Origin of the sequence: Sporosarcina soli (genome assembly GCF_042655805.1) — a bacterium.
Lineage (GTDB): Bacteria > Bacillota > Bacilli > Bacillales_A > Planococcaceae > Sporosarcina > Sporosarcina soli.
In genome coordinates, this window is the sequence record NZ_JBHSNO010000006.1 from 16,757 (window position 1) to 28,733 (window position 11,977).

General features: G+C 40.6%; 9 protein-coding genes and 1 pseudogene. 3 read left to right on the forward strand and 7 right to left on the reverse strand.

Annotated features, from left to right (window positions below; translation table 11 throughout):
• Positions 1-44 precede the first annotated feature (44 nt).
• A complete protein-coding gene (locus tag ACFPRA_RS12385) occupies positions 45-908 on the reverse strand; it encodes an MBL fold metallo-hydrolase (protein ID WP_381434964.1) in 864 nt (287 codons plus the stop codon).
• 223 nt (positions 909-1,131) lie between these two features.
• Here ACFPRA_RS12385 and ACFPRA_RS12390 point away from each other — a divergent pair, with 223 nt between their 5' ends.
• The 3 genes from ACFPRA_RS12390 (at position 1,132) to ACFPRA_RS12400 (ending at position 3,930) form a co-directional block, all read left to right on the forward strand.
• Entirely contained in the window at positions 1,132-2,346 is a 1,215-nt protein-coding gene (locus ACFPRA_RS12390; RefSeq protein WP_381434966.1) for an ROK family protein, read from the forward strand.
• 357 nt (positions 2,347-2,703) lie between these two features.
• Positions 2,704-3,279 (forward strand): chromate transporter, encoded by a 576-nt coding sequence (locus ACFPRA_RS12395; protein ID WP_381434969.1) that lies wholly within the window; start codon positions 2,704-2,706, stop codon positions 3,277-3,279.
• Positions 3,280-3,393: 114 nt separating this feature from the next.
• Positions 3,394-3,930: a chromate transporter gene (locus ACFPRA_RS12400; RefSeq protein ID WP_381434971.1), complete on the forward strand. Its 537-nt coding sequence runs from the start codon at positions 3,394-3,396 to the stop codon at positions 3,928-3,930.
• A 231-nt stretch (positions 3,931-4,161) separates the two neighbouring features.
• On the opposite strand, the gene nhaC is transcribed toward ACFPRA_RS12400, so the two are convergent.
• The 6 genes and pseudogenes from nhaC to pdhA form a co-directional block, all read right to left on the reverse strand.
• A complete protein-coding gene (gene nhaC, locus ACFPRA_RS12405; RefSeq protein ID WP_381434974.1) occupies positions 4,162-5,622 on the reverse strand; it encodes a Na+/H+ antiporter NhaC in 1,461 nt (486 codons plus the stop codon).
• Positions 5,623-5,783: 161 nt separating this feature from the next.
• A pseudogene (locus tag ACFPRA_RS12410) lies at positions 5,784-6,908 on the reverse strand (RNA-guided endonuclease InsQ/TnpB family protein).
• Between the two features lie 295 nt (positions 6,909-7,203).
• Positions 7,204-8,637 (reverse strand): dihydrolipoyl dehydrogenase, encoded by a 1,434-nt coding sequence (gene lpdA, locus ACFPRA_RS12415; protein ID WP_381434976.1) that lies wholly within the window; start codon positions 8,635-8,637, stop codon positions 7,204-7,206.
• A complete protein-coding gene (locus tag ACFPRA_RS12420) occupies positions 8,638-9,864 on the reverse strand; it encodes a dihydrolipoamide acetyltransferase family protein (RefSeq protein ID WP_381434979.1) in 1,227 nt (408 codons plus the stop codon).
• Between the two features lie 15 nt (positions 9,865-9,879).
• Positions 9,880-10,902, reverse strand: coding sequence for an alpha-ketoacid dehydrogenase subunit beta (locus tag ACFPRA_RS12425; RefSeq protein WP_381434982.1), 1,023 nt, complete (start codon positions 10,900-10,902; stop codon positions 9,880-9,882).
• Positions 10,902-11,960, reverse strand: a complete 1,059-nt coding sequence (gene pdhA / locus ACFPRA_RS12430; RefSeq protein ID WP_381434985.1) for a pyruvate dehydrogenase (acetyl-transferring) E1 component subunit alpha — start codon at positions 11,958-11,960, stop codon at positions 10,902-10,904. Before pdhA ends, ACFPRA_RS12425 begins: the two co-directional genes overlap by 1 nt.
• Positions 11,961-11,977: the final 17 nt, after the last annotated feature.

Below are 11,977 nucleotides of genomic sequence, written 5' to 3' on the forward strand. Positions count from 1 at the left end.
TTCTCTCTTCCAATACCCATTGTCTTCTTTGCTCGTGCTAGCGGTTATAAATTGCCAGAAATAGCCTTCTCCTGTTTTTGCAGAGCAATCACTTGTAAATCTTGACCAATAACAATTTCTCCGTCAAAGGTACTTGCCGCTTCTTTCAATGTTTCCTCCTCATCAATATTTGGTAAGAAATGTGTCAGGACAACTTTTTTGACACCTGCTTTATGAGCGATCTGACCTGCTTGAGCAGGTGTACAATGCTCCTTCTGTAAGTTATCCCAGATTTTCTGAAGTTCCGGATTAGTTGTATGGCGATAAACAGCCGTTGGAGCCAAAGCGGCATCGATGACTAACAGATCAGCACCGGTTGCTAAGTCTACTATATTTGGAGTCGGGGCGGTGTCGCCAGAAATCACGACTACTTCTTCGTCTGTTTCGAAGCGATATCCATATGTTAAAACATTATGAACCATCTGGGCGGCTGTAATTTTCATCGGTAACTTAGTCACAATATCCCCCGGTGCCTCGACTTCAATTATATTCACATCAAGCACACCGTTTCCTGGACGTCCCAACGATGTTCTGTAAGCAATATCGTCATGGAATAAGTTAAGAATTGTTTCGTGAAAATGCTGCATTCCTTTAGGACCGACAACGGTTAACTCTCTTCTTCCCAACCCCCATCCACCTAATAGAAACTGCCCATACCCAAAAATGTGATCAGAATGTAAATGCGTCATAAACAAATAGTGGATGCTCTCTGGTGGAATATTCGCTTTCATAAGCTGAGCGGTTGTTCCTTCCCCACAATCAATAAGGATATGCTGATTTCCTACTGAAAGAAGTTGTGCCGGACCAGAACGTGCTAGATCGGGTCTAGGACTCCCTGTTCCAAGCATAGTGACCTTTAAGTTATTCACTTTTTTTCCTCCTCATCTACTTAAAAAGTTTTTTCTAACTTGTCAGAATCATAATACTTTTAACCATTTTAGTCAAATGTTTTTTAGAAGTTTAAATTTTCTTAGAGGGAACAATAATGTTGTCTATTTTTTTAAATAGACAAAAATACTCACCTATTCATATGACCAATTCGGTTTTAAGTTGTATAATGACAAGAAGCAAATCGTAAGGATGGGGATTCAAATGCTAAAACAATTCAATCAAGCGCTATCGCAAAAAGAAAAAAGTTTGAAGCAATTATATGTATTGATAAATGAACTGGGGCCCATTTCTAAAAGTGACTTAATTGTACATACGGGGCTCACCCAAACAACTTGTTCACGGTTGATTGAGGAACTAATAGACCTTCACTTAATTATTGAAAATGGCTTCGGTGAATCAAGCGGCGGTCGCAAACCGCATTTGTATGAGATTAAGGCAGATACACATCATCTATTTGGGATTGATATCTCTCGTACGTATACAAAAGTTTTATTAATGGATCTTCGCTTTAACATTAAGGCCGAGGCACGCTTAAAGATGGACAAGACAAGTACTCCCGACGTTACCATCCATTTCATTGAGGAAAAAATTAAGGATATGCTACGTGAACACCGACTTGAAACGAGGGATATTCTAGGTGTGGGCATTGGTGCAATTGGTCCGCTCGACCGTCAGCGTGGAATGATTTTAAATCCCGTAGACTTCCCTTCCCCAGGATGGGTGGATGTACCGATTAACGACATTTTAAGTGAACGACTAGGGTTTGACGTTGTCATCGATTACGGAGTAAATACGGCGTTGCTAGCAGAATATAAAAATGAGCTTTTTAAATCCTATAAAAATGTGGTCTATGTCATAAAAGGAGTTGGGAATCGTTCAAGCATCATTTTGGATGGACGATTAGCACGCGGATCAGATAAATTAGGAATGTATGGACAAGGACATATGGTTGTCGATATACACGGACGTAAATGTATTTGCGGTGGATATGGGTGTGTGCATGCGTATTCTTCGATGAGCGCGATAAAAAAAGATGTCATTGATAGTTTGAAATTAGGTAAAGACTCCATTCTTAATGATTGGATCAATAATATTGAAGATATTCAATTTGAAGATATCTGTCAGGCTGTAAATGAAAACGATCCGTTATGTTGCCAAATTATAAAAGATGCGGGCTATTATGCTGGTGTCGGTCTATCTAATTTAATTACCGTGCTTCAACCCGACTTGGTCATCTTAAGTGGACCAACGTACACTCACATGGATTTATTTTACGATACAGTCACCGAACTGGCCTCCAAGCGAAGTAAAGTGATCTATCCTGACCATACAATTACCTTTTCCAAGGGGAATCTTGGTGAAAATGCGACCGCAATCGGTGCCGGAGGAATGGTTTTAAGCTATTTTCTAGAATAAATGAACAGAAATGTCCGTTAACGTTAAAAAATTAACGGACATTTTTTTACGTTTGAGTAAAATGTTTGTGAGTGACTCAATAGGAACCGCTCTCACTAAATTGAAATCCTAGTTTGAATTTAGTAGGAGCGGAAGGATGCGATAGTGCGGTAGGCTTCAAGGCGTGAAAAAGAGGCTCTCTTTGTGAAAATACCTTTAAGTCAAGATGGAATTAGAATGTCTAAGCGTTTCAATGGCCGCAGATGTACACGCACATCACCCACAAATACTTGACTCAATCTTTTCAACCTCACTTTAAACCAAAATGGATATAAGTATGGTACAATGAAAGAAATGAAGTCTAAAGGAGAAGACTCTATGAAAATCAAATGGAAGCTACTTTGGGCAATTTTCGTTACGTTTTTCAAAATTGGTCCTGTAACTTTTGGTGGTGGATATGCAATGATCCCTTTGATCGAGAGAGAGGTCGTTACTAAAAGGAACTGGATAAAAGCTGAAGATGTGGCAGATGTCTTTGCAGTAGCAGAATCGGTTCCCGGAGCAATCGCCATTAATTCTGCTACATTCATCGGTTATCGTATTGCGGGGCCTCTCGGGGCGGTTGTTGCAATGTTCGGTATACTCACTCCCACTTTCTTTATTATTATCGCATTAAGTATTTCTTATCTTTATTTTAGTGATAATCCCAAAATGATAGCAGCGTTTGAAGGAATACGTCCCGCGATTGTCGCATTGATCAGCTTTGCAGCTTACAAAATTGGAAAAATGGCAATTACAGATAAAACGACTTTAGTGACGGCATTCGTAACCGTTGTTTTATTGCTCACATTGCAAATCCACCCAGCGGTTATTATTCTTTGCGGAGCCTTAGCCGGTATCCTTCTTGTATTAACAAAAAAGAAACTTGGACACGAGGTACATCTAGGAGAATAAAAATAAGTACATCTTAATACAGGTCGGCGTAATAGTTTGACATGTAAATCAGCACAGGCTGTAGAGAGGTGTTCATGCAATAGAATACGAAATGGAAAGTAGGTGAATCGCTACATGATTTTTTGGGAACTATTTAAAACTTTTTTCATCATCGGGCTTGTCTCCTTTGGTGGAGGCTATGCAATGATTCCTGTCATTGAGCTGGAGGTTACTGAGCACGATTGGATGACGTTACAAGAGTTTACAGATATCATTGCAATTGCCGGTATGTCCCCTGGACCGATCGCTACAAACAGTGCCATCTTCGTCGGTTATCAAACTGCCGGGCTTCTTGGTGCAGTTGTGTCTGCACTCGGAATGATACTGCCATCGTTATGCATCATTTTATTGATTTCCATGTTCTTTAACAAAGCCAATAAACATCGTACTGTACAATCCGCTTTTTACGGGCTCCGCCCTATAATCGTCGGCTTGATTGTCTATGCTGCCATAAAATTTGCGCTTTCTAACCAACTAATTGGAGCAATTTCTTCACATACATTCAGCTTATTATGCATATTCGCATTATCACTCCTCGCGCTCGTTAAATTTCGGGTACATCCCGCCTTCGTTATTATGAGTGCTGGTGTGATAGGAGTGATTTTATATTAAGAAATTTGTAAATCGTATATGTCAAATAGCAGTCAGATGAATTACCTCTTTATTTAGGTGAATTGTTATCTAAAGCAAACAAAAAGGCAGAACCTATTGTAATTTGGCTCCGCCTTCTTTCAACATATTTGCATGTCTACTTCATCATTCCAAGCACATTGAACAAGTAAAATCCCTTGGGATTCAGGAAGCCTTTTCAGGCAAGGGAGTCTTCCGCTGAATGGAGATAAATCAGATGTTCACACTACGCACACTTTTGTTTTCTTCCACTTTTTTAACATTCCCCAAGCTTACTAAGTCTTCGTTATCTGTTTCTAGATAAGTTAACGTCTTACCAGTAATTCCAAAAAACATCGTCAATAAAGGGCATAACAAGCAAAAGAAGGTGAAAGGTAAATACTCTACCACTGAAACGCCTAGAACACCTGCGATAAAAACACCGCAAACACTCCATGGCACTAATGGGTTTACAACAGTTCCAGCATCTTCAGCCACCCTGGACAAATTCAAATTTCCTAAACCTACTTTTTTATACTGGGATTGGAAAGTCTCTGTTGTTAATAGAATTGACAAATATTGTTCCCCTACTAAGACGTTAATCCCAACAGCTGTTAAGGCAGATGAAACAATGACCGAACTCACTTTCTTCAATAAATTTTCTACAGAAGCAAGTAATCTTGGAATAATCCCTAGTGTAAATAACAATCCGCCCATGCTTAAAGCTAATAAGACAAGTCCTATTGTAAAAAACATACTGTCCATGCCGCCACGGGTCAATAAACTATCAATTTCTTCTACACCTGTGTTCGATACAAATCCCCCAAATATAATACCAAACAGTTCTCCAGGTGGTCTTACTTCATTTATAAATGAAAGTCCAATTGCACTCACTGACCCAGCGGCTAGCGCTAATAGAGCAGGCGCTTTTATAATTGAAAAGATTAACAATACAACGATTGGGATTACACCATTGTACCACTGGACAAGCCCTGTCTCTAAAAGACCTTGTTGAAATACTTCCATCTTCCCAAAATCAGTTGCGGTAATCTTTGGTGAGAGGATACCAAACAAGATAAACGAAATGACGAATGCAGGTATCGTTGTCCACCCCATATTCTTAATATGATCGAACAGATCTACATTTAAGATAGATGACGCCATATTCGTTGTGTCTGATAATGGTGACATTTTATCACCAAAAAACGCACCTGAGACGATCGCACCTGCAGTAATGGCAAGCGAAACATCAATCGCCCCTGAAATACCGATAAAAGCTAAACCGACCGTCCCCACTGTTGTCAGTGAGCTCCCGACACAAATCCCAACAATTGACGAGACAATAAAAACAATCGCAAAGTAGAAGCTTGGTGTAACGAGGTTAAATCCTGCATAAATGAGTGTAGGGATCGTACCACCTAGCATCCAAGCCGCAATTAAGATACCGATGAAGAAGAAGAGAATAACTGCGCCCATTCCAGCTTTCGCACCCTCTGTAATTCCATATTCTAATTCTTTATAGGGGATTTTTTTTAAAAGCCCATAAATGATTAACAGTAAGATGGTGATAACTATTGGTATATGCGGCGGCGCGTCAAATAAAATAATACTAGAACTCATAATGACTAAAAAAGTGAATACCAAGAGTAGCGTCTCAGTTAAAGATGGCATTTGTTGAGCTTTTATACGAAACATATGAAATCCGTTGCCAAAAACCTATAAAAATCGATAAGCCTTGTTTGCTTCCTGCTTCATCGTGCCTGCTTTTGCCGTGGCTACTCGCATTTGGTGTGACACTCCACAGGCGTAAATTCGGATGCAACGATTCCTACACATTAGCAGTATCTGATTGGTAATTAAGCTGCTAATTGCCCTTCCTTCCGCAAATTCAGTGCTGCATTTAAATCCCGATCGATCCTTAGTCCGCATTTGCATGAATAAATGCGATCCTTCAGCTTTAGATCCTTCTTGATTTCATCGCATGAAGAACATTTTTTGGAAGACGGAAAGAAACGACCGACTTTCATGAATTCAATACCATACTTTTCGCATTTGTATTCCATTTGGCGGGAGAATTCTTTAAATTTTTGCTGTTGAATCGCTTTGGACAGGTGACGATTTTTCATCATCCCTTTCACATTCAAATCTTCCATCACAACTTTGCAAGGCTTGGTTTTCGCGATTGCGTTGGTTGCTTGGTGAATATGATTGGTACGGATGTTGGTCAATCGTCTGTGTAGGTGTTGGAGTTGCTTTTCGATTTTTAAGATGTTGCTTGTTTTGGCGTAACGGTCTCCCTCCCTATTCATTTCATATTTACGGGAAACGCTTCTCTGCAACCTGCGAAGACGTTTCTCGATCTTGCGTACTTCTTTTGTTTTATTGATATTCTTGATTTTATTGCCATTTGAATAAACTGCTAACGTTGTAATGCCCAGATCAATTCCGACAACTTCATCCGTTAGTTCTTCTTTTTCAAATGCTTGCTCGATACCTACGGACAAATACCAATATTTCCTGTCAAAAGAAACTCTAGGATTGCAATACTTCACACCGACCGGAATCTGTTCAGACGTTTCCATCCAGCCCACTTTTTCAATCAATACGCGTTTATTCGGTTTGACCTTTAACTTCTCCGTATCGTTATAAAAGGAGAGTTTGGAATGCTTTCTGCTTTTAAAACGGGGAAATTCAGCCTTCCCTTGAAAGAAATTTACGTAAGCCCCACACGCATCTTTGACGGCTTGTTTCGCCACATTATTCGACACTTCATATTACCATTTGAATTCATCCAGCTGTTTCATGACAGTGATTTCTTTTCGTAAATCGTTGTCGGAAATAAATTTATTGCCTTGTTTATAGTTCTCTTGCTGTCGGGCAAGTGTCCAATTATACACCCATCTCGCGGTACCCACCGACTTCCACATTAGTAATTCTTGCGCTTTTGTCGGTTTTAACCGAACCTTTTTCCCTAGAATCATCTCTCCCTCAACTCCTTGTGAAGATATAAATGAACGAAATCAAGTTGTTTACAGGAGTAATGACAGCGATAGAGAGAAATATAGTCGTGGTTAATATTGCCCGTATGATTCCAATTTCTTAACGTTTGAACGGTGACATTGATTTCCTGTGTAAATTGCCCTATACTGCATCGTTCCATCAAAAGCACCTCCGTACAAATCCTTTACCCCTTGTACGAAAACAAAACACCTAATACCAAATAGACATTTAAAGAGCTTTATAGTTTTTTATGCTCTGTTCAAAATCCCCTTTTCTTTAAGTGATTGCGATTTCTTTTTTCAATGGCGGCATATGGATGGCTTTCCCAGTTAAACCTTCCATCGCTTCTAATATCGTTTCATTGAAACTTGGGTGTGGATATAATGGAAAATGTAAGTCCTCATCCCGTCCAACCATTTCAAGCGCGGTAATCCCTAAGCTTATTAACTCGACAGCCCCTGCTCCCATTGTATGGAAACCTAAGAGCAAGTCAGTCTCTTCATCTTTAATTACTTTTGTGAGTCCATTCTTTTCATTGGTAATCATTGCATAACCATTTCCGCTGTAGGAAAATTGACTGACCTTCACCTTGTATCCCGCGGCTTTCGCCTCTTCCTCTGTCAACCCAACTACAGCAATCGGTGGAATGCTATGAACAACGGTTGGTAAAAATGTTAAATCTACTTCGCTATTCAGCCCAGCAATCGTTTCTGCCGCCACTTTTCCTTGTTTAATTGCTTTCGCAGCGGACGATCCCCCAGATGTTACATCCCCAATTGCGAAAACCGTGTTTATAGACGTTCTCATTTGTTTATCTGTTATAATGAAACCGTCTTCTGTCATTTCAATCTCGAACCGTTCAATCCCCAATGACTTCGTATTTGCCCTTTGCTTCGTCGCAACAAACATATGCGTTCCTGTTACAGATTCTGTTTTGTCTTTTTTGGTCAAGTGAACCGTTACATCTTCAGCAGATGAGAGTATGTCGCTAACTTGAAATCCGCTATATACTTTTATTTTCTGCTTTTTCAATACTCGTTTTAATTCCCTATTAATCGACTCATCAAATAAAAAGTCTTCTTTTTCGTCTACAATAAGAGTTATAGAGGCTCCAAGACTTTGATAACTAAAAGCCACTTCCAATGCGAGAGAATCACTACCATAAACAATTAATTCCTTTGGCATTTCCGGTAGATTATAGATAGCATTTGCTAATACAACACGCTCGTTTTGTTTAGCTAGAAAATCCGGTGCAACAGGCGTACTCCCTGTAGCAATAATCGCATGTTTGAATTCATACACTTCAAATTGGTGACCTACTTCAACGCCGATTCGATCTTTTGCAGTAAAGTTCGCTTCGCCATAAATGATTTCTATTTTATTTGCAGCGCATAATTTCTCAACGCCTTGTCGCAAGTGAGCAATTGTTCGATCTTTATAGTTCAGTAGCTCGCCATAATCGAACGTCGCTTCACCCGTAGAGATCCCTAAAGACGAGAGATTTGAAAGCGAGGCGTATTCTTTCGCTGCATGGGTGAAAACTTTTGATGGAATACACCCTTCATTTAAACAAACTCCGCCTAGCCTCTCTTTTTCAATTATGGTTACTTGAACCCCTAATTGCGCTGCACGAATGGCCGCAGTATACCCTCCAGGCCCCCCACCGATAATGATCAAGTCACGAGTTTCTACAAATTCCCCTACAACCATTTACACCAGCTCCAGTAATAGCTTTTTAGGTTCTTCTATTAACTCTACAAATCGATTTGTAAATGCAACAGCCGTCGCACCGTCAGCAACACGGTGGTCAAAAGAAAAGGATAGGTTCATCATCGAACGAATCGCAATTTCATCATTTTCCATTACAACAGGCACTTTTTTCATTTTATGAAAAGCCATAATCCCTGTTTGCGGATGATTAATAATTGGTGTTGCACCAATACCGCCAATTGGTCCAACATTACTAATTGTAAATGTGCCGTTTTGCATTTCAGCCATAGATAAAGTTCCTTCTTGCGCCTTTTTTGTTAACGCTTTCATTTCTTCATGAATTTCACGTAAAGACTTCTTATTCACGTTGGATAGAACAGGGACCATCAAGCCATTTTTCGTATTCGTTGCAAGACCAATATGATAGTTTTTAATAAGTCGAATCACATCATTTTCCTCATCGAGCTGCGCATTAAATAATGGATACTCTTTCAATGCGATGGCAAGTGCTTTGAGGAAAAAGGCAACCGCAGAGATATTATCTCCTGTTTCTTTCAGTTCACTTCGTAATTTAGAAAGATTCGTTAAATCCACCTCTTCAAAATGAGTGACATGGGGGATTGTTTGTAAAGAATGACTCATATTTTTCGCGATTTGTTTACGTATCCCTTTGAAAGGAATCGTATCTGCTGCCTGTTCTTCTCGTATAGTAGCAGCCGGAACATCCATCATCACGGATTCTTCGACTACCTCTGTTGTAGAAAGTGGTCTATCTACAACGATGCTTTGATAGACATCGTCTTCTGTGATACGTCCCCCAGGTCCCGTGCCTCGGATTTTCTCGATATCGACCCCTTGATCACGGGCAATCTTTCTCGTATAAGGTGCCGCTAGTATACGTTTATAGTTATTTTCAGATGGAACTTTTTTTTCAGTCTGTAGCGGAACTACTTGTTTATCTTCATACTTCGCTTCTTTGGAAACCGTCTTTTCTCGTCCATCATCAATTTCCAAAATAATGTCCCCTACGGATATCGATTCCCCTGTTTCGAAGTGAATTGCCTTAACTGTACCTGCTATTGGCGAAGGGATTTCCGCTATCATTTTATCCGTTTGCAATTCAACTAATGGTTGATCAACCGTTACTTTCTCTCCTACTTGAACAAAAAAATGTACAATTTCCCCTTCATTCAAACCTTCTCCGATGTCATGAAATTTTACCTCCATCACGCCTTTTCCCTCCTAAAAATCGATTACTTTTTGGATTGCATCTTTCACTCGTTTTGGTGTTGGTAAATACTCGTTTTCCAATGAAAACAAGGGAACTGGAACGTCAAACCCTGTCACACGCTCAATTGGCGCTTTCAAATAGAGAAAAGATGTATCATTGATAATCGAAGTAATTTCACTTCCTACACCGCCCGTTGCATGTGCCTCGTGAACGATGACAACGCGGCCAGTTTTTTGAACAGACCGGGCAATGATCTCCTTATCGAGTGGATACAACGTCCGAAGATCAATCACATCGCAGGTGATATTTTGTTCTTTCATTTCTTCCACTACCGTTTGAACAATCGGCATCATAGCGCCCCATGCAAGAACGGTGACATCTTCACCTGTTCCAATCTGCTTTCCTTTTCCGATTTCTACCGTATACTTTTCCAATGGTACATCCATGCGTTCTCCGCGATACAAACGCATCGGCTCTAAAAATAACACCGGATCCGGATCTTCAATTGCCGCGAGTAACAAACCTTTGGCATCATAAGCATTCGATGGGCAAACAACCTTGATGCCGGGTAAATGCGTAAAAAGTGCTTCAACACTATCGGAATGAATTTCCGGCGATCTTACTCCCGCACCATAAGGCGCACGGATTACCATCGGCAAATGATAATGTCCCATCGTTCGAGAGCGTGTACGTGTCACATGCGTGGCAATTTGTTCATAGGCCGGATAAATAAAACCGAGAAACTGGATTTCCACGACAGGTCTTAATCCATTGAGTGCCATCCCTACAGCCGCCCCTACAAACCCAGCCTCACTTAGTGGTGTATCGACAACTCGTTTTTCCCCGAACTGTGCTTGCAGTCCATCAGTTGCTCGGAAAACCCCGCCGTTTACGCCGATATCTTCGCCAAGCAACAACGTATTTTCATTGTCAGCTAGCGCCGTTTTCAAACCGTCATTAATCGCTTGAATAAGAGTAAGTGACTTTGTTTTTCCCACTTGCTCAGCTGTAATTTTCTTTACATTTATGACCATTATTTGACTGACCTCCTTAGCATTTCCTTCTGTTCTGCAATCGTCCAAGTTGGCTCTTCAAAAACATAATCAAACATATCAGCGGGGTTTGGTTTTTCATAAGCTTCCATCCTTGCAATAGCCTCACCCAGTTCAATTTCAATCTCTTGTTTTATTCGTGTAATCCACTCTTCTTCCCACATTTCATTATTTTTCATGAAACGTTCAAGCCGTAAAAGCGGATCTAAATCATCACGCATTTGCTCACTTTTTTCTTGGTCACGATATTTGGATGGATCATCTGCAGTTGTATGTGCACCAAATCGCCATGTAACCGCCTCAATCAATGTCGGTCCTTCGCCGCAGCGCGCTCTTTCAAACGCTTCGGTTACAGCAAAATGTACAGCGAACACATCTTGCCCATCCACACGGACACCAGGTATGCCATAAGCTTCAGCCTTTTGGGCGATTGTTTCTGAATTCATTTGTTTTTCAATCGGAACCGAAATAGCAAATCCGTTGTTTTGATTAAAAAACACAACTGGTGCTTTAAAGACGCTCGCAATATTGAGTCCCTCGTGAAAATCGCCTTCTGATGTTGCCCCATCGCCAAAATAAGCGATGGACACATTTTTCGTTCCCTTATACGTTTCCGCCATTGCAGCACCCGTTGCATGGGGTAACTGTGTCGCAATCGGAATGGCCGCTGGAAATATATTTTTCACTTTTGACGGCACACATCCCTCTACTCGACCATTCCAGTGTAGCAACAGCCGATCCAAATCAGCACCAAATGTTAACGTTGCACCATGGTCCCTGTACGTCGGAAACATCCAATCATCCGGCTGAAGAGCCAACGCACTTCCGACTTGGGAGGCTTCCTGGCCCTCAAATGGCACATACGTCCCAATTCTTCCTTGACGTTGTAAAGCTCTTCCTTTTCTATCGTAGGTCCGAAGACGAATCATATGATAATAAAATCGCTTCGCCTCTTCTTCCGTTATTTCTGTTTCATACGCATTCGGAACCAACTTCCCTGTTTTATCTATAATTTCTAGAAGTGGATATTTTTCTTTCATCATCTTACCCCCAACTT